Origin of the sequence: Vibrio sp. F13 (genome assembly GCF_020806305.2) — a bacterium.
Taxonomy (GTDB): Bacteria; Pseudomonadota; Gammaproteobacteria; order Enterobacterales; family Vibrionaceae; genus Vibrio; species Vibrio crassostreae_C.
This window is the reverse complement of sequence record NZ_CP170176.1, coordinates 585,615-604,734: the sequence shown is the minus strand read 5'-3', so window position 1 is coordinate 604,734 and position 19,120 is coordinate 585,615. Positions and strand designations below refer to the sequence as shown.

The 19,120-nt window shown below is 46.5% G+C and carries 19 protein-coding genes and 1 pseudogene; 11 read left to right on the top strand and 9 right to left on the bottom strand.

Annotated elements, in window-relative coordinates; all coding sequences use genetic code 11:
• The first annotated feature begins 19 nt into the window (after positions 1-19).
• Entirely contained in the window at positions 20-343 is a 324-nt protein-coding gene (locus LMH68_RS17660; RefSeq protein ID WP_229647935.1) for a DUF4144 domain-containing protein, read from the top strand.
• A 115-nt stretch (positions 344-458) separates the two neighbouring features.
• Here the strand turns inward: LMH68_RS17660 and LMH68_RS17655 are convergent, their stop codons facing one another.
• Positions 459-1,787 (bottom strand): anaerobic C4-dicarboxylate transporter, encoded by a 1,329-nt coding sequence (locus tag LMH68_RS17655; RefSeq protein WP_010432780.1) that lies wholly within the window; start codon positions 1,785-1,787, stop codon positions 459-461.
• A 411-nt stretch (positions 1,788-2,198) separates the two neighbouring features.
• On the opposite strand from LMH68_RS17655, the gene LMH68_RS17650 reads away from it, so the two are divergent.
• From LMH68_RS17650 to LMH68_RS17605, 10 genes are all read left to right on the top strand, one after another.
• Positions 2,199-2,858 carry an HAD family hydrolase gene (locus tag LMH68_RS17650; protein WP_017069081.1) on the top strand — a complete coding sequence of 220 codons (660 nt, stop codon included), beginning with the start codon at positions 2,199-2,201 and terminating at the stop codon, positions 2,856-2,858.
• A 196-nt stretch (positions 2,859-3,054) separates the two neighbouring features.
• Positions 3,055-3,681, top strand: a complete 627-nt coding sequence (locus tag LMH68_RS17645) for an HD domain-containing protein (RefSeq protein WP_229647933.1) — start codon at positions 3,055-3,057, stop codon at positions 3,679-3,681.
• A 42-nt stretch (positions 3,682-3,723) separates the two neighbouring features.
• Entirely contained in the window at positions 3,724-4,221 is a 498-nt protein-coding gene (locus tag LMH68_RS17640) for a GNAT family N-acetyltransferase (protein ID WP_229647925.1), read from the top strand.
• Positions 4,222-4,304: 83 nt separating this feature from the next.
• Positions 4,305-4,991: a DNA-3-methyladenine glycosylase I gene (locus LMH68_RS17635; RefSeq protein WP_017067459.1), complete on the top strand. Its 687-nt coding sequence runs from the start codon at positions 4,305-4,307 to the stop codon at positions 4,989-4,991.
• Positions 4,992-5,185: 194 nt separating this feature from the next.
• Complete coding sequence (locus LMH68_RS17630; RefSeq protein ID WP_017071662.1) at positions 5,186-5,920, top strand: GntR family transcriptional regulator; 735 nt, start codon at positions 5,186-5,188, stop codon at positions 5,918-5,920.
• A gap of 525 nt (positions 5,921-6,445) precedes the next feature.
• Positions 6,446-7,834 carry a xanthine dehydrogenase small subunit gene (gene xdhA / locus LMH68_RS17625; protein ID WP_017071663.1) on the top strand — a complete coding sequence of 463 codons (1,389 nt, stop codon included), beginning with the start codon at positions 6,446-6,448 and terminating at the stop codon, positions 7,832-7,834.
• Entirely contained in the window at positions 7,827-10,232 is a 2,406-nt protein-coding gene (gene xdhB / locus LMH68_RS17620; RefSeq protein ID WP_229647924.1) for a xanthine dehydrogenase molybdopterin binding subunit, read from the top strand. Before xdhA ends, xdhB begins: the two co-directional genes overlap by 8 nt.
• Positions 10,233-10,299: 67 nt before the next feature.
• Complete coding sequence (gene xdhC, locus LMH68_RS17615; protein WP_229647922.1) at positions 10,300-11,181, top strand: xanthine dehydrogenase accessory protein XdhC; 882 nt, start codon at positions 10,300-10,302, stop codon at positions 11,179-11,181.
• A gap of 59 nt (positions 11,182-11,240) precedes the next feature.
• A complete protein-coding gene (gene guaD, locus LMH68_RS17610) occupies positions 11,241-12,575 on the top strand; it encodes a guanine deaminase (RefSeq protein ID WP_004732870.1) in 1,335 nt (444 codons plus the stop codon).
• Positions 12,576-12,862: 287 nt separating this feature from the next.
• Positions 12,863-13,744, top strand: a complete 882-nt coding sequence (locus LMH68_RS17605) for an AEC family transporter (protein ID WP_229647921.1) — start codon at positions 12,863-12,865, stop codon at positions 13,742-13,744.
• Here the strand turns inward: LMH68_RS17605 and LMH68_RS17600 are convergent.
• The 8 genes and pseudogenes from LMH68_RS17600 to alc all read right to left on the bottom strand — a co-directional run bounded on the left by LMH68_RS17600 (position 13,741) and on the right by alc (position 19,077).
• Entirely contained in the window at positions 13,741-14,265 is a 525-nt protein-coding gene (locus tag LMH68_RS17600) for a hypothetical protein (RefSeq protein WP_050632517.1), read from the bottom strand. The two genes, LMH68_RS17605 and LMH68_RS17600, sit on opposite strands and share 4 nt — an antisense overlap.
• A 337-nt stretch (positions 14,266-14,602) precedes the next feature.
• Complete coding sequence (locus tag LMH68_RS17595; RefSeq protein WP_017067014.1) at positions 14,603-15,004, bottom strand: hypothetical protein; 402 nt, start codon at positions 15,002-15,004, stop codon at positions 14,603-14,605.
• A gap of 21 nt (positions 15,005-15,025) precedes the next feature.
• Positions 15,026-15,265, bottom strand: a complete 240-nt coding sequence (locus LMH68_RS17590; protein ID WP_017067013.1) for a hypothetical protein — start codon at positions 15,263-15,265, stop codon at positions 15,026-15,028.
• 97 nt (positions 15,266-15,362) lie between these two features.
• Positions 15,363-15,452 (bottom strand): annotated as a pseudogene (locus tag LMH68_RS17585) (AraC family transcriptional regulator); the annotation flags it as partial.
• A 47-nt stretch (positions 15,453-15,499) separates the two neighbouring features.
• Positions 15,500-15,772: a DUF4282 domain-containing protein gene (locus tag LMH68_RS17580; protein ID WP_017064999.1), complete on the bottom strand. Its 273-nt coding sequence runs from the start codon at positions 15,770-15,772 to the stop codon at positions 15,500-15,502.
• 412 nt (positions 15,773-16,184) lie between these two features.
• The gene (locus LMH68_RS17575) at positions 16,185-17,501 is read right to left on the bottom strand and encodes a urate hydroxylase PuuD (RefSeq protein ID WP_229647919.1); all 1,317 of its coding nucleotides are present in this window, start codon (positions 17,499-17,501) and stop codon (positions 16,185-16,187) included.
• Between the two features lie 14 nt (positions 17,502-17,515).
• Complete coding sequence (locus LMH68_RS17570; RefSeq protein ID WP_108192411.1) at positions 17,516-18,076, bottom strand: ureidoglycolate lyase; 561 nt, start codon at positions 18,074-18,076, stop codon at positions 17,516-17,518.
• Positions 18,077-18,090: 14 nt separating this feature from the next.
• On the bottom strand, positions 18,091-19,077 hold the full coding sequence (alc, locus tag LMH68_RS17565; RefSeq protein WP_017086623.1) for an allantoicase: 987 nt from the start codon (positions 19,075-19,077) through the stop codon (positions 18,091-18,093).
• Positions 19,078-19,120 lie beyond the last annotated feature (43 nt).

Below are 19,120 nucleotides of genomic sequence, written 5' to 3'. Positions count from 1 at the left end.
GCACATAGAAAGGGCAGTAATGATCAGTTGGCCATCTTTGGTAAAACTCGACGGTGATGATGAGCTTATTTACGTCGCATCCGAACACGAATTTCAAGCAGAATGCTCAGACATGATCTTGGGCGAAGATGATTACCTCATCGATTCAGTTGGCGACAGCTACTCGCTGCAATCAAGCTCAAATCAACTGTCTCTAGCTAAACTAGCAGACCAGTATTCGGTTGAGAGCGTGACCAAACTGATTCGAAATCACGAGTTCCAGAAAGCCGAAGTGTGCCTAATGAAGATCCACTTCCTAACTATCGAAGAAGCGATTCAGTCTTTGGCTTTTGAGGCTCGCTAATACTGCTTAAGAGCTCGTATCAAAGCGAATCCCCAAGACAGATTAAACAAAAACAGCGCCAATTTAGGCGCTGTTTTTGTTTGTTGTCTTAGCTATCTCAAAGAAAGCTAATACATTAAGCGATAAAAATCTGTGCCAGTGCGTAGCCTAAGCAACATGCGCCTACTACACCGATTAAACCAACCGACATGAATGAATGGTTGAAGTACCACTTACCAATCTTGGTGGTGCCAGAGACATCGAAGTTCACCGTTGCGATATCTGATGGGTAGTTCGGGATGAAGAAGTAGCCGTAAACCGCTGGCATCAAGCCGATAAGCAGGGCTGGGTCTAGTCCTAATCCAAGGCCAACCGGTAGCATCATACGTGCAGTTGCTGCTTGAGAGTTCACCACAACCGATACGATGAATAGCGCTAGTGCGAACGTCCATGGGTAGTTGGTCACCATTTCCACGATGCCAGACTTGAACTGAGGCATTGCGTATTGGAAGTAGGTATCCGACATCCAAGCGATACCGAAGATAGCAATCGCCGCCACCATACCCGATTTGAATACCACGCCGTTTGGCACATCACGTGGGTCAGTTTTGGTCGCCAGCAAGATGATACCGCCGAAGCAGAGCATCATCATTTGGATGATCACCGACATCTTGATTGGCTTGTCTCCGTCAACGATGGTTCTGATTTCAGGCACCATCGCCACGATAACAATCACGACAATCGACAATAGGAAAATCAATACCGCATTACGAGCCGAAGTTGGAAGCACTTCATCCAAAGACGTCGCCGTGGTGCTTTCGATACGCTTTTTCCACTCAGGATCTTTTAGACGAGCTTGGTATTCAGGATCGTCGTTCAGTTCTTTGCCGCGTTTCAGGCTGTACAAAGAAAGCAAAAACGTACCAAACAGCGTTGCAGGCACCGTCACCATCAAAATGGAAAGCAGTGTAATAGAGTGTTGAATATCAGAAAGCTGCGCGAGGTAGTACACCACAGCGGCTGAAATTGGTGATGCGGTAATAGCTAGTTGAGACGCGACAGACGCAGCTGCCATTGGACGCTCAGGACGAATCCCGTTCTTCAATGCCACATCACCGATGATAGGCATAATTGAATACACCGCGTGACCAGTGCCCAATAGGAAAGTCATCGAGTAAGTCACGAACGGAGCTATCAGGGTGACGCGTTTCGGGTTCTTTCTTAGTACCCTTTCCGCCACTTGGAGCATGTATTTTAAGCCACCGGCCGCTTCGAGGATCGAAGCACAGGTTACCACCGCGAGAATGATCAGCATTACGGTGACAGGTGGAGAGGTTGGTGGCATCTTGAAGACAAACACCTCGATAACCAAACCAATACCAGAAACAACACCTAAGCCAATACCGCCATACCGAGATCCGATATAAAGGACGACTAATAAAAATAGAAACTCAAAATACAACATAAGCAACCCTGCTAAAAATGTGGACTAATGTTATTTTCTCCCTAAGCTCAGCCATTTACTTATTGCTTGGTCACACTATGATTGCAGGCTCCCGGTAATTGTTTTTTATAAGATTATGGTCACGTAAACCGACCTGTAAGTTTATGAAATGTAATAAGAAGCCAGACGCACAAGCTAGATTTGTTATGTGGAATAATCATAATTGTTTCTGTTAGATCTGGATGGCCTATAAAACACAAGGCTCATAACTGAACGATATTATTTCAACCACAATCAATCACATTTAAAGTCATGCAGAAGCATATTGCCGAGCCGATTGGATATATTCTTACTGAACGTTGACTCGCCTATCACTAGACACTATGTCAAAATACCCGCCCTCACGATGACAACACATTAAGAACCACGGATATGAATTTTCAAGCTGCTATTTTTGATATGGATGGGCTGCTGCTCGACACCGAGCGACTTTGTATGCAGGTTTTTGAAGAAGCATGTCACGCGCAAGGTGTTCCGTTTTTGCAAGATGTCTACCTAGGCATCATTGGTTGTAACGCAAAAACCATCGAACAGATTTTTCGAAATGGTTACGGTGAAGGGTTAGATTACCCAGCGCTGAATAATGAATGGCGCACGCGCTACAGTGCAATTGTTAAAAACCAAGCAATCCCAGTAAAAGATGGCGTGATTGAGCTGCTTGAATGGCTAAAATCGAATGACATTCCAATCGCGGTGGCGACCTCCACTCAGCTTGATATCGCAAAGAAGAAGCTTGAGCTGGCTGGCCTAGATTCGTACTTCACCTCATTAAGCACAGGCTGCGAAGTGACTCACGGCAAGCCTCACCCAGAGATCTACTTGCTGGCGGCTGAACGCCTAGGTGTTGCGCCTGAAACCTGCCTAGCGTTCGAAGATTCGAACAACGGAATTCGCGCTTCTATGGCAGCCAACATGATCAGCTTCCAGATCCCTGATTTAGTAGAGCCATGTGACGAAGTGAAAGCGCTTGGACACACCATCAGCCCTTCTCTGCATGATGTGCTAGCACAGCTTCAACAAGCTGCAGCTTAAGCTCTGACTGCCGTTGATAATGCTTTTATCAACGTAGACAAGCCCCTCTATTAAGCCGACTCACAGAGTCGGTTTTTTTGTTGATATACTTTTTATAAAAGATAAAAACTCGCGCTTGAAACTGTTAAAGTCGATTTGGGATAAATGCTAAGTAATCAGCAAGATTGCTAACGTCTAAATATGGAGACAGAGACGCGTGAAGGAAAAGTTTGAAGACCAACTGCTTGATTTTGCACAGCAAGAAATGACACAAGATGCAGCACACGACATCAGCCATATTAAGCGTGTCGTCAAAACCGCAAAAGCTTTGTGCGATCAAGAACAAGCTAAGCTTGAAGTCGTGTTACCTGCTGCTTATCTTCATGATTGCTTCACCTTTCCTAAGAACCACCCAGACAGGGCCCAAAGCTCAACAATGGCAGCAGATAAGGCGATCTCTTTCCTCAAATCTATCGACTATCCCGCGTCCTATCTTGATGAGATCCATCATGCCATTGTCACGCACAGCTACAGCGCCAACATCACACCTGAAACCTTAGAAGCTCAGATCGTCCAAGATGCGGATCGCCTTGATTCTCTCGGTGCAATTGGTATCGCTCGCTGTTTGTATGTGGGTCAGAGCTTTAACGCCGAGCTGTATAACCACGAAGACCCGTTCGCTGAACATCGTGACTTGGATGACAAGCATTACAGCGTCGACCACTTCTACGTGAAGCTGTTTAAGCTAGCAGAAACCATGAATACAGAATCAGCCAAGTTAGAAGCCAACAAGCGCACCGATTACATGCGTGGCTTTCTTGAGCAGTTGGGCACGGAAGTTTAGCGGTTTAGAAAAAGAGACACGCGATAAGGAAGAGACAAGGATATGGAAATAAACCGCTTTAAAGCCTCCGATGCCAATGAGATCGTCACTTGGTTCACATCACTCGAAGACTATGTACTGTGGGGCGGACGAACCTTTGGTTGGCCGTTAGAAGCCGCCTCCATCATTGAACGTTCTCAAGAGCCCCATGTCGAGCTTTACACATTCTCCACATCTAGCACTAACTCGAATGCTAATGACTTGCTCGGTTTTATGGAGTTTCAACGTATGTCAGACAGTGAACTTCGTTTCTGCCGAGTTGCGATTCACCCAAACCAACGAGGCAAAGGGCTTGGGCAATCAATGATAGAAAGTGCATTAGACGCCGCGAAACAAATACCTGATGTCACCACCATCAGCTTGGCGGTATTTCAGCAGAATATCGGAGCAAAACGTTGCTACGACAAAGCCGGCTTTCAGGTGGTCGACAAAGAGCCGAGCGTCAAAGAGTTCAATGGCAAAACGTGGCCCTTGTATCAGATGGAATTAAAGCTCTGCTAGTTCGTTTTAATTACTAGATTTGACCCCATATCATTAAGCATTGGCTACATACTCAAGATACACAGATGTAATTTGGAACCTTCATGACCCAAGAAAAATTCGATACTATTTACCAACGTGCAGCTCACCGCAAAGGCGGAGCGGCCGAACTCGAAAAAATTGTTCGTGCGCCCCTTTCACAAGCCGAGCTATCACAAATCACCGACGATCGTTGGCTAGCCGCCTTTACTGAAAAAGTATTCCAGTGTGGTATTTCATGGAATGTAGTGAGGAAGAAATGGCCGCAATTTGAAGAAGTGTTCTTTGAATTCAATATCGAAAAAATGCTGATGCTGCCGAATGAAATGTGGGAACAAAAAGCGCAAGACCCGCGCATTATTCGCCACCTCACTAAGGTGATGACCATCCCTGCCAATGCCACCATGATCCACAATGCTAAGCGTGAGGCGGATTCCTTCTCACAAATGGTTGCCGACTGGCCATCAGAACGTATCACTGAACTTTGGGATTATCTGAAGAAACACGGCAAGCGATTAGGCGGTAACACTGGTGCCTACACTCTGCGCCAAATGGGTAAAGATACCTTCATCTTGTCATCAGATGTTGAAGCACACCTACGCAGCACAGACGTGGTTGATAGCGGTCGTAACACCAAGCGAGCACAACTGGCAGCGGGTAAAGCCTTCAACGAATGGCAGCAACAGTCAGGTCGTAGCCTGAGCGAAATCAGCCAGATCGTGGCGTACAGCTGCGGCGATAATCGCGTCTAGTTTTAGGGCGAATGACTTAAAGCTCAAGATTGCACACAGTTCCCTGCAAACTAAATGTTATAAGTCATTAACAAATAAGCGTGCATCGCACTTTCATCCAGTGGCATTGTATAGATAAATGTATACAATATAGAGTAATACTCATGAATTATTCTCGACCAACCCAACTCGACTAAACAAGGGCCCTTATCTCTATGACAGCTCTCAAAAATTCTGTCTCCAAAGGTGTAAAAACAAAAGTAACAGGCCAGACTCAAGACGATGTTGTTTACTGCCATATCTTCGACGCGATACTAGAACAAAGGCTGCCACCAGCCACCAAATTAAGCGAAGAAGCGTTAGCAGAAATCTTTAGCGTTAGCCGCACCATTATCCGCCGTGCCTTACTGCGTCTTTCTTTAGAACAAGTTGTGGTGATCCGTCCTAACCGAGGAGCCGTGATTGCTGCGCCAACGGTTGACGAAGCCAAACAAATCTTTAAAGCACGTGAAGTGATGGAAATTGCTATCACTGAGCTGGCGGTGAAAAACGCAACCAAAGCTCAAATAGAAGAATGCAGAAAATTAGTCGCGAAAGAGAACTGTGCTTTCGACCAAGGCGATTACGGCTCTGGCCTACGTTTGTCTGGTGAGTTCCACATCAAATTGGCTGAAATGGCAGAGAACGCGCCACTGCTGGCTTTCCAACGCAGCTTGGTATCGCAAACTTCACTGCTGATCGCTCAGTACGAAACGGGCAACCACTCGAACTGTTCTCTAGACGAACACTCAGGCTTACTGGATGCGATAGAGTCAGGCAATGAACAACAAGCCGTAGAGTTGATGCAAGAACACCTAAGCCATATTCGTTCGAAGCTCAACCTAGACAGCAGCACAGCTTCTAGTGATCTGCATGTCGTGTTCTCAGATCTTCTTAAGAGTAAGTCATAGACGATTCAACAAACGATTGATAACCATCGGTTAACAACTTTTTGTTAACAGCTTTTCGTTAACAAAATTGGAGAGAAGTAAGCCTTCGTGTTTACTTCTCTTTTTTATGCCCTCTCCCCTAAAAATAAATACGACGATCGACTCACATCCATCTAAAAATACAGTCTATTCTGCCCTCAACAACGATCTTAGCCTCTACAGAATCACTCCCAACAGTGCCATAAATCTTGTCTTTATCTTGTATACATAGCTATCCATTCATTCACACCATAAAACTGTTCAATCTCAATCCAAACCCTTATAGAACAGACGACTATGACCAAAATTAAATTGTATACAATTCACAACAAGCCATCTTTGTTACATTTCTGTAAATAAATAGTTGACCGCAGGGTCAGGATGGATAATTATTGACCTAGAAGTCAAAAAGAATACACATGGAAATATGTCGATTTACAAGGAGGTCTCTTGATTACTTTTTTGCTCAATCAGGAAATAAGACGCGAAGATAATCTGTCGCCAAATATGACAGTGCTCAACTACCTTCGTACCAAGATAAATAAGACGGGTACAAAAGAAGGTTGTGGGTCGGGCGACTGTGGCGCATGTACGGTAGTTCTGGGTGAAGTGGTTGATGGACAACTGCAATACCGCTCGGTGAACTCTTGCCTTACGTTCGTTTCAGCGCTGCATGGCAAGCAACTGATCACAGTAGAAGATCTGCAAAATCGAGATCGCTCATTGCACCCAGTGCAAAAAGCGGTGGTTGATTTTCACGGTTCACAGTGTGGTTACTGCACGCCGGGCTTCATCATGTCGATGTTTGCGCTAGGCAAAAACAAACCCGATGCGAGCAAAGAAGACGTCATGGAATCACTGGCGGGTAACCTATGTCGTTGTACAGGCTACCGACCAATTGTTGATGCTGCGATGTCACTTTCAACAGACCAACCTTTGATCGACCAATTTGCTGAACTTGAACGCAACACCATCAAGAAGCTAGAAAGCATTCAAGACACTGAGGCCAACTTACGCCTTGGTCACCTCACCGCTTTTTCCCCAAAAAGCACCGATGAGTTGGCCAAGCTTTTTCAAGCCCACCCAAACGCTAAGCTGGTTGCTGGCGGTACGGATTTAGCGCTGGAAGTGACGCAATTCCATCGTGAGATTGAAACACTGATCAGCGTGAACCTTGTTGAAGACATGAAGGTATGTGAAGAGACCGACACCGATCTAATCATTGGTGCCAACCTGCCTATCAGTGATTCTTACTCACTATTGAAAAAACACTACCCAGATTTTGGTGAACTGCTGCATCGCTTTGCTTCACTGCAAGTGCGTAACCAAGGCACCATCGGCGGTAATGTAGCGAATGCTTCGCCTATCGGTGACACCCCTCCTCTGCTGATTGCCCTTAACGCAAAGATCAAACTTCGTTGCGGTGACGAGTCACGCACCATGCCGATTGAAGATTACTTCATCAGCTACAAAGTGACGGCGCAAAAAGAGAGTGAGTTCATTGAACAGATCATCATTCCTAAGCCAACTAACGACAGCTTCCGAGCTTACAAACTGTCTAAACGTTTAGACGACGACATCTCTGCGGTGTGTGGTGCGTTTGATATTCAAATCGAAGACGGCAAGGTTTCTTACGCTCGTATCGCTTTCGGCGGTATGGCTGCAACACCTAAGCGCGCGGCGCGTTGTGAAAATACGTTATTAGGCAAACCATGGACAGACGCTAATATTAAGTTAGCGATGCAGGAACTGTATAACGACTTTGAGCCGCTATCTGATTTCCGTGCCAGCCAAGAATACCGTTCATTGTCGGCAGCCAATATGTTGCGTCGTTACTTCATTGAACAGCAGAACAAAAACAACCAAATCGAAACAAGGGTAACGTCTTATGTCTAAATCAAATTCCTCTGTTCACAAGAGCAATGCGATGACCCACGAAGAGATGGTTACCATTGCAAAACAAGACCTAAAAACTGGCGTAGGTAAAAGCGTAAAACACGACAGTGCAGCCAAGCAAGTCACGGGCGAAGCGGTATACATTGACGACCGCCTAGAGTTCCCAAATCAGCTGCACGTCTACGCACGCCTGAGCACTCAAGCACACGCGAACATTACCAATATAGATTTATCACCGTGTTACGAATTTGAAGGCGTGGCGATTGCCATTCAAGCCAAAGACGTACCAGGTGAATTGGACATTGGTGCAATCCTACCGGGCGACCCACTGCTTGCCGATGGCAAAGTAGAATACTACGGCCAACCTGTGATTGCTGTGGCAGCTAACGATCTAGAAACCGCACGCAAAGCCGCGCACGCAGCCGTTATTGAATACGAAGAGCTACCAGCCATTCTTGATGTGAAAGAAGCGCTGGCAAAAGAGCACTTCGTAACAGAAAGCCACACTCAACAGCGTGGTGACTCAAAAGCAGCACTGAAAAAAGCGAAACACGTGATCTCTGGTGACCTAGAGATCGGTGGCCAAGAGCACTTCTATCTAGAAACTCAAATCAGTAGTGTAATGCCAACCGAAGACGGCGGCATGATCGTCTACACCTCTACACAGAACCCGACCGAAGTTCAAAAGCTGGTTGCGGAAGTGATTGGCGTGCCGATGCACAAAGTCGTGATTGATATGCGTCGTATGGGTGGTGGTTTCGGTGGTAAAGAGACTCAAGCAGCCTCTCCAGCCTGTATGGCTGCGGTGATTGCCCACCTTACAGGCCGACCGACCAAAATGCGTCTGCTGCGTAATGAAGACATGCAGCAAACCGGTAAACGCCACCCGTTCTACAATCAATATACAGTCGGTTTTGACGACAACGGTGTGATTCAAGGTGCCGACATTACCGTTACAGGTAACTGTGGTTACTCACCAGACTTATCAAGTTCTATTGTCGACCGCGCGATGTTCCACTCAGACAACGCTTATTATCTAGGCGATGCAACTGTGGTCGGTCATCGATGCAAAACCAATACCGCATCGAACACCGCTTACCGTGGCTTTGGTGGCCCGCAAGGCATGATGACGATTGAACACATCATGGACGAGATTGCGCGTTACCTGAAAAAAGATCCTTTGGAAGTACGTAAAGCGAACTACTACGGCGAAGAAGGCCGTAATGTGACCCATTACTACCAAACCGTTGAAGACAACTTTTTACCTGAGATAACCGAACAGCTTGAACGCAGCAGTGACTATCACGCACGTCGTAAAGAAATCGCTGAGTTCAACAGGCAAAGCCCTATCTTGAAGAAAGGCCTTGCTATCACACCAGTGAAATTCGGCATCTCGTTTACTGCGACTTTCTTGAACCAAGCAGGTGCGCTCATCCATATCTACACCGATGGCAGTATTCATTTGAATCACGGTGGTACGGAAATGGGGCAAGGCTTGAACATCAAAGTGGCACAAATCGTTGCACAGGAGTTCCAAGTCGATGTCGAACGTATCCAGATCACCGCTACAAACACAGACAAAGTTCCGAACACATCACCAACCGCAGCCTCATCGGGCGCCGACCTCAACGGTAAGGCCGCGCAAAACGCCGCAATAACCATTAAGCAGCGCCTGATCGACTTCGCTTCTTCGCACTTCAAAGTGTGGCCTGAAGAAGTGGTGTTTAAAAACGGCATGGTGCAGATCCGCGATGAGATCATGACCTTCAACTCATTTGTTGAACTGGCTTGGTTCAACCAAATCTCGCTATCAAGCACTGGCTTCTATCGCACTCCGAAGATCTATTACGATCACGAGAAGGCGCGTGGTCGTCCGTTCTACTACTACGCCTATGGTGCTTCTTGTTCAGAAGTCATCATCGATACCCTGACTGGCGAGAACAAGATTCTGCGTGTCGATATTCTGCATGACGTAGGCGCTTCATTGAACCCGGCGATTGATATCGGCCAAGTCGAAGGTGGCTTTGTACAAGGTGTCGGTTGGTTAACAACGGAAGAGTTGGTGTGGAACCAGCAAGGCCGCTTAATGACCAACGGCCCTGCAAGCTACAAAATCCCTGCGATTGCTGATATGCCAATTGATTTCAGAACGCACCTTTTGGAAAACCGCAGCAACCCAGAAGACACAGTATTCAACTCGAAAGCCGTGGGTGAGCCACCTTTCATGTTGGGTATGTCGGTATGGAGTGCATTGAAAGATGCGATTAGCTACGTGGCCGTTGATGGAGCGATTCCTAAGCTCAACACACCAGCAACGCCAGAGCGTATTTTGATGGCGATTCAGGAAGTCTCTGAAACAGCCCCGACTTCGGTCGATGCTCAATCAGAAACGGCTTAGAGCTGACAGATATGGCATAGGGCGTAATAAACAGCTTAGGAAGCACAGAAGGGATTTAGGAGGACATATGTTTAATGATAATTGGATTCACGAACTGGCAAAGCTGGAAGAGAGCTACGAACCATGTGTCATGGTGACAGTGCTTGAAGACAGAGGCTCAGTGCCACGTGATGCGGGCACCAAGATGCTTGTCACTCGTGACCGAATCATCGCTACGATTGGTGGTGGTCACCTTGAACATGTGGCCACTAAAATGGCTCGAGAGATGCTGATTGCCAGTGAAAAGTCGCTCAAAGTGGAACGTTTTAACCTAGGCGCTCGTTTGGGCCAGTGTTGTGGCGGAATGGCAACATTAAGCTTTGAACCGATTGGCACTCAGCAAAACCACCTTGTGCTATTCGGCGCAGGCCATGTTGCCAAAGCGCTGCTGCACATTGTCGCAACCCTGCCTTTCCGCGTGACTTGGATTGACGAACGTGAAGAAGTGTTCCCTGAAGCGCTACCACACGGTGTGAAGAAGCTTGTCTCAGACGATCCGGTTGGCGAAGTGAAACACATGCCACCGAACAGCTATTACCTCGTGATGACACACAACCACCAGCTCGATTTTGACCTAACTAAGGCCATTATTGACCGTGAAGACAGCCGTTACTTTGGCATGATTGGTTCTCTGACTAAGCGCAAGAAGTTCGACTTCCGCTTAGAGCAACGCGGCTATAGCCAAGAACAAATTGAAACCATGCTTTGCCCGATTGGTATAAGTGCGGTGAATGGCAAACACCCTGCCGAAATTGCGGTGTCGGTTGCTGGTGAACTGATCGCACACTATCAAGGCCAAGCACTTGAACAAAAGCGCCCAACCAAACAATATCGAAATCAGGATTTGACCGTGCAACACAGTCAACCAAGCGACGTAGGCGAACCACCATTGGAAGAGAAGATCGCCTAATAAAAGTCGCAAAGCTTCAGTGGCCATAACGTCGCTGAAGTCATTAAAAGGAAGTAAACATGACAACGCAACGCAAAGCTTATCGCGCCAGCATTTTACACAGCGTCGCCGACCCAAAAGATGTCGGTATCGATGAGTCTTACGACTATTTTGAAGACGGTGTTTTAGTGGTTGAGAACGGCCATGTCGTCGACTTAGGCCATGCCGATGAGGTATTGGCTCGCCAACCAAAAACACTCGAAGTAAAAGAATACAAAGACAAGCTGATCACCTCTGGCTTTATTGATACGCACATCCACTACCCTCAAACAGGGATGATCGCGTCTTATGGTGAGCAGCTACTAGATTGGTTAGAGAACTACACCTTCCCAGAAGAAAAGCGCTTTAAAAACCCAGTCTACGCACACAAAGTGGCGAAGCTATTCCTAGACGAATTAGCAAGCAACGGTACCACCACTGCACTCGTGTTCGGTACCGTGCACAAAGAGTCGGTTAACGTGTTCTTTGAAGAAGCTGAGAAGCGCAACCTACGCATGATCGCAGGTAAGGTATTGATGGATCGCAATGCGCCTGATTACCTTACCGACACACCAGAATCTGGCTACGCAGACTCCAAGGAACTGATTGAGAAATGGCACAACCGCAGCCGACTACTTTATGCTGTGACGCCTCGTTTTGCGCCAACCAGCACACCAGAGCAACTTGCCACTGTCGGTAAACTGCTAGAAGAATATCCAGACGTGTACATGCACACTCACCTTTCTGAAAACGAGAAAGAGATCGAGTGGGTGAAATCGCTGTTCCCAGAGCGCGACAGTTACCTAGATGTGTATGACCATTACGGACTACTTCACAAACGTTCGGTATTTGCTCATGGTATTCACCTTTCTGATTGTGAATGTAAACGCCTTGCCGATACTGAATCTGCCATCGCCTTCTGCCCAACTTCTAACCTTTTCTTAGGCTCGGGTTTGTTCCGATTACCAGAGATGGAAGATCACGGTATTCGTGTCGGCGTGGGTACTGATGTAGGCGCAGGAACCAGCTTCTCAATTCTTCAAACCATGAGTGAAGCGTATAAGATCATGCAGTTACAGCATAAGAAGCTGCACCCGGCTAAATCGCTGTTCTTGGCAACACTAGGCGGTGCACGTTCACTGCATCTAGAAGACAAGATTGGTAACTTGGAAGTCGGAAAAGAAGCGGATTTCGTGGTGTTGGATCTACACGCAACTCAGCTGATGCGCTTTAGAATGGAACAAACCACCAAGCTTGAAGAAAAACTTTTTGTATTGATGAGCTTAGGTGACGACAGAACCGTTAGCGAGACTTACATCTACGGCGAAAAAGCTTATGACGTGAATTTCAAAGATTACAAAAAGCTCGTTAGTTAGGCTTAAAACCGAGTAACAATCGCTAGACAGCGACAAGCCGTCGTTAATTAAAAATCCGTCCAGATTTATCTAGCCTTTAAAGACCAGTTGCTGATGCCACTGGTCTTTTTTGTGCTTCATTCAAAGAAATATAAATTAACCGCTCACAGACAACGATCTTCGGTGACGCCAAGTCATTATATTGATAGGTTAATGTTTATACATCTCGACTTTATGCTTCGTTTGGCGTCTCTCTAAAACATTCGTTTCTCAGCTAAATGGAAGCACTAAATCTAGAAAGGAATTCTATGTTCGAACAGGTCGTCAGCATTCTGTTTCCCGTTTTTGCTTTAGCCAGTGCTGGCTTTGCGGTAGGTCGTTGGCTCAAGCCCGATTTCAAACCGATCAATCGTATCAACATGGATGTGTGTATTCCTGCTTTGGTGTTTGCATCACTGACCACCATGCCCCTCGACACCGAGCAACTGCCACTCATCACCGCTTCTTTGGTTTCGGTGTTGGTGCCCGCTTTATTGATGATTCCAATCTGTAAGATCTTTAAACTCAACTTCAAAGCTTGGGCTCCGCCACACATGTTCCGCAACAGTGGCAACCTTGCGATTCCTCTGTTCACGTATACCTTTGGCGAAAGCGCGTTAGCCCCTGCGGTACTGCTGTTTGTGGTATCGGCTTGCGTGCACATTAGTGTTGGCTTGGCGCTGTTGAGTGAAGGTAATCCGATCAAGCAGATCCTCAAGATGCCGATATTCTTAGCCGCAGCATTAGCGATGACGCTCAACCTGTCTGGCATTGCAGTATGGAATCCAATCTACGAAGCAACATCGCTACTCGGCCAAGCAGCCGTGCCCATCATGCTGTTGTCGTTGGGTTCGCAAATGGTGAACTTGAAGCTAAGCGGACTCAAAGTTGGCTTGCTGTGTACGGCTCAATCGCTGTTCACAGGAGCCATCGCCTTTGCCATCATCTATTTCTTTATCCCGCTGCCTACGTTGCACCTACAGATGATGGTGCTGTTCACCATGCTGCCACCCGCCGTGATGAACTACCTGTTCGCAGAAAGGTTCAATGTCGAGCCTCCCAAGGTCGCGTCTATGGTGTTGTTCGGTAACTTCCTAAGCGTGGTTACCTTGCCTATTTTGCTGTCGTTCGCGCTGTCTATGTCGAACTAATTATTTGCGCACTTATCCAGTTTAAGCTCTGCCGTCACTTTAGTAAGGCGCAGAGCAATAGCGAAACAGACTAAGTAAGGACTTACATACCAGAAGAGGCTTTCTAGTGGCTGCTTCACCTGCGCTTCTCTGGTTTTTATGTATTGGTTTTTCTGCTTCTCATACTGACTCAGCATACCATCCACCCACACGGCATCGCTTTCAACCAGCGACACGCTCGGCGCAGGAACCGTAAAATCCGATGCGTTGGGTAACAGGGTAAAATCGACATCTTTGAACGTGATTGCCGTATTCAAATACCACAAACACGCTTCGTGGTGCTGAGCGTGACTATCTAAAGATGGCTGGCCGGTGCAGGTATCACTTCTTAATTTATCCAAAGAAAACTGCTGAACCGACTCTAAAATCGCCACCGCTCTGGTTTGTTCTGTTTCAACCCAATCACCCGCTACTTTCGCACGAATCTCAGACACTGCGCCCAGCATCCCGATACCCGCCAAGAACGGCCATAAATAATCCATAAGCTTCCATTTGCGTCGGCTCAAGTTGAACCCACACCAAATCGGAAGATGAAAAAGGAGCGTTAGCCCAAGCGATAGCAAAACGAAATTCAAAGAGCTAGAGAGCATGAGTTCGCTATCAAAGAAGTTCTTCATAATGAGAGACTTGCCTGTATAACAAAGAGAAATTTGATACTAGGTTCGATATTTGAAAAGAGTGTAAGAGGAAAGTAAAAACAGCATTAAGAATTGGCGTTAGTGCTGTTTATTTGAGCGTATAGCTACCGATGGCAAGGCTCAACCACTCATTACTCAGCGAATGCTCAGTTGTTCACGATAGACAAGATGCTAAAGGTTCTCACGCGCCAGACTTGAGATAGATACCGACTTCTCTTAGCTGTGCTTTAATGTCTAGCATTTGGACGTGAGACAATATTAATTGGATCAAATTAAATACTGCCACCGCAAACATCAAACCCGCGACGTAGCCAGACCATGCTTGGTGAGTAACTTGATACAGAGTATTGAACGAAAGAACGAAGAAGATGAGACTGGAAAAACCAATAGCATATTCATTACAGTTGTAGACGTATGAATTCGTCGCGTAGTCGTATTTAATTTTTACCTTTCCACCAGCTCTGCCTAGCTTAAGGTTAAGAACATTTCCGCTCACTTCATATTCCAACCCGTTAATCGAAGCAATATTCTGAACTTTCTCAAGCATGTCTTTTTTGTCCGTATTATTTTGAATACTATCCATGGCCACACTCAATTCCGTCGCCTAAAAACTATTGAACACACCAATTGCTAACAGAAACAATACGATGCTAATCGCCCCGACATAAGAAATTCTGGTTCGCTCTTTTTCAATTGGAATCAATGGGGGAAAGCGCCCTAATGTGAATACTTTACAGACTATCCAGCCAGCTCCGTAACCAATGAACTCAATCAATATCGACTGAAACAGATACCTAAAAAATGAGCTCAATGCCCTAAAATACGCGACAATCAAGTCTTCCATTTTTTTGTCCTAACTAAAGCCAATTTGGACTAAAAATGCCATGGGTAGAGATTCATATCAAGAACCTTATACAGGACTGCGCACGCAATGAATCAGTTTAAACGTAAGTACTCACTACCGACATGCAATGACTCACAGAGTCTTCTTTCTCACCAACAGGCGCAACATAGTGAATTGCAGCTTCGGCATGTTAGACAGCTAACATCGAAGTGTTAGCTGTCACGCATCTGAATACTAGGCTTCAGTCTCGCCTTTTAAGTCCTTTAGAGACTGCAGGTTTTCATTAATTTTGAAGATAACTATCATCAATTCACACCAAATTCTCGCACCTATAGCGCCGCCTAATATCGTAAACGCACCAAGAATAAACTTCTCAAATGTTACGCCTCCATATCCTCCAAACATGGTTGCTAGTCCTGAAACTACAGCGATTAGCAACAACAACCAATATAGGCCAGTAACTAACTTAGGAGTTAACATTGAGTCGAACGAAAAAACTGATTTCATTACTATATTTCCTTATTTTTTATGAAATTTATACTTGGGTATCTAACTAGTTCTTTGTGAATATTCGCAATCAAAAGCTTTGAATTTCAACAAGCTTTCCTTTCAGAACATACACATACCAAACATACAGCCTAAATTTCATGACCAACAACAATTTATATGCAACTAAATATGTCATGTAACGCAAATATCGAACTCACGTCGGTGGGTTCATAAAACTATTAAGGATGCATACTAATAAAGTTTCTAATATGCCTTTGTCCAAAAACAACAAAAAGCCCCGGTTATAGGAACCGGGGAAACAGGGTAGGATGAGTTTGGCGCGTGCCCGTAAACCAAACTCTCCCCAAGCCTCACCTAAGACTCATGCTCTTAGGTAAAGGATGCTGAGTACTTTTATTACAAAGTATGATTATTGAAGCGTAGCGCCTTGCTCTACCCAAGTACCGATGAGTGCGCGTTCTGCATCGGTCATTTGAGTCATGTTGCCAAGCGGCATCACCTTGGTTGTTACGGTTTGAGCAACAATTCTTGGTACGTTGGCTTTAATCTCTTCTGGGGTATCAAACATCACACCGGCTGGCGCAGCAGCAAAAGCGGCGTGGCTCGGGGTTGAGGAGTGACACACAGAACAGCGCTCTTGAATGACTTTGTTGATGGTTTCAAAGCTGACGCCTGCGCTAGCAGGTTGCGTTGCATGCGCTGGAGTCTCTTGAGCGTCAAGCACTGCCGAAGCCGTTCTGTTCGCAGCAAGATCTTCTGGAGTCGATTCTGTCGCACTAACTTGCACTTCTTGAACCACTGGCACTTGCACAACCGGAGTCATCTGTTTTTTGGCGTAAGGCGAGGTAACAAACGCAAGCGTGATCATACCCAATGCCGCGACTGGCACTGTCCATGCAAACTTCTGACTACCGTGACGGGTATTGAAGTAGTGGCGCACCAAGATACTGAAAATCGCTAGCCCAGCAAGGATCAGCCAGTTGTATTCCGAGCCATAAGTGCTTGGGAAGTGGTTACTGATCATGATGAACAGCACTGGCAGGGTCATGTAGTTGTTGTGACGAGAACGCAGTAGACCTTTCGCTGGCAATGCCGGATCCGGTTCGCGCTTCTCTTCTATCGCTTTCACCAAGTTACGCTGCGCAGGCATGATAACGCGGAATACGTTACCCACCATGATGGTACCAATGATCGCACCAACATGGATGTAAGCGCCACGACCACTGAACACTTGAGTTAGGCCGTACGTCGCAGCGACGAGCAGCACAAACAGCACAACGCCAAGCAACACGGGGGTTTTACCTAATGGTGAGTCACACAGTAAGTCGTAGATAAACCAGCCGGCAACGAATGAACCAATACCAATCGCGATTGCGGTTGTTGAATCAAGGCCAGAGCCCGGTGCAATCAGGTAAATCTCCGCGTTGAGGTAGTAAACCACACCCAGTAGACACACACCTGTGATCCACGTGAAGTAAGCTTCCCATTTAAACCAGTGCAGGTGCTCTGGCATCTCTGGTGGCGCAAGTTTGTACTTCTCTAGGTGATAAATACCACCGCCGTGAATTGCCCATAAGTCGCCTGAAAGGCCCGTTTTTGGGTTTACTCGGTTAAGGTTGTTCTCTAACCAAACAAAGTAAAATGATGCGCCTATCCACGCAACACCAACAATCATGTGAGCCCAGCGTATTGCTAAGTTCAACCACTCTGTAATATGCGGATCCATAATAAACTCCTGTATCACAACGCTTTAGCTAAGCGTTGCTCTTCCTTATTGTCGTCCGTTGGCAGATCGTCCAAATGCAATGCCACTCGATCGCTGTCGAAATAAACTTCGTCACAGTTGTGCCCTTCGCCGCCTCTATCGACGATCAAGAACTGGTCTTGATCAGTAAGCGCAAGAACTGGGTGATGCCACACCCCTTTGTGATAGTTCACTCCTTGACGGCCGTTGCTCAAGAAAGCTCGGCTATTGGCTAATGTTGGATCGTCGCCTTTTGGCGCAACAACAATTAAATAGGGTTGACCAAGTAATGGAATGAATGCCTGAGAGCCAAGTGGATGGCGCTCTAACATTTTGATGGTTAGTGGGTAGCTCAACGGTGTGGCTTGGAAGATGCTGATGATGGCTTCTCCGTCTTGGTCTTTCACATCCGTTGTCGCTAGCTTGTGGTAGCGACGTGTTGATCCACTGTTGATCATGAAGAAATCACTATTATCGGACTCGATAACATCGCCAAACTCTGCAAAAGCCTGCTTGGTTAACGGTTCGATGGATAAACGACGTATTCCATTACTCATACTCATTTCCTTACCTATTTCGCTTTCGTACCAAACAGACGCAAACGGCTGATACCACCATCTGGGAATATGTTTGCACGTACGTGAGTAATCGCTCCAAGGTCGTTTACCTCAGAAATGAATTCGTGAATCTCGTGCGCTTGCAGCTTTTGTGCAGGCAACAATTCACGCCAGAATAGGCTTTGTGTTTCTACTTGATCGTCGGTACCACCTTTCACGTAAGCCGCTTGAATTGAGCAGCTGTCTGGGTAGTTACCTTTGAAGTGGGCGGTGTCCACTACGATACGTTCGATGTTACCTGGGTGGCCTAATGCCACAATTACCCAGTCGTTACCCGGTGTACGACGACGCGCTGTTTCCCAGCCATCACCCATGTTTTCACCGCGGCCAGGACCTAAGATGTTGGCTTTGTTGCCGTAGTGCTCATCGCTACATGCCAATGCTCGACCACCGTGTTCAACCGATGCTAGGTCGACCTGTTGCTGAGAATCAATTGCTTCCCAATCCACACTTGGTCGGCCATAAACACGTAAGCGCGCTACACCGCCATCTGGGTAGATGTTCAAACGTAGATGAGTAAATACTTGGTCACTTTCAATCGCTTCAAGATGATGATGATCACCTTGTAGTGCCATTGAAGGCAGAATTTCTTGCCACTCTGTTGCGTCTGTTGGCTCACCTTGTGGTGAATAACACGCGTCAATTGATGCCGAAGGTGGGAAGTTACCTGTGAAGAATGAGGTATCAATATCAACGCCAGCAATAGTGCCAGCTAGGCCAAGGCGAACGACACAGTAGTCGTAACCTTCGCCGCGTTTGCGTCTGCTTTCCCAGCCGTCCATCCACTTGCCGTTATCGTCGTATAAGTCGTCTTTCCACTCTGGCGCTGCATGGCTGAGAAGACGGCTTTTATCCGCGAAAAAATCGTCTGTTGCGAAGATAGCTTCTGCACCGAGTTTTTCGTCTGCAAGGTTTATGTATTGTTCAAATGTTTGGGTCATGTCCGTGTAATCCTATCCAATTAATCAAGTAATAATAAAATGA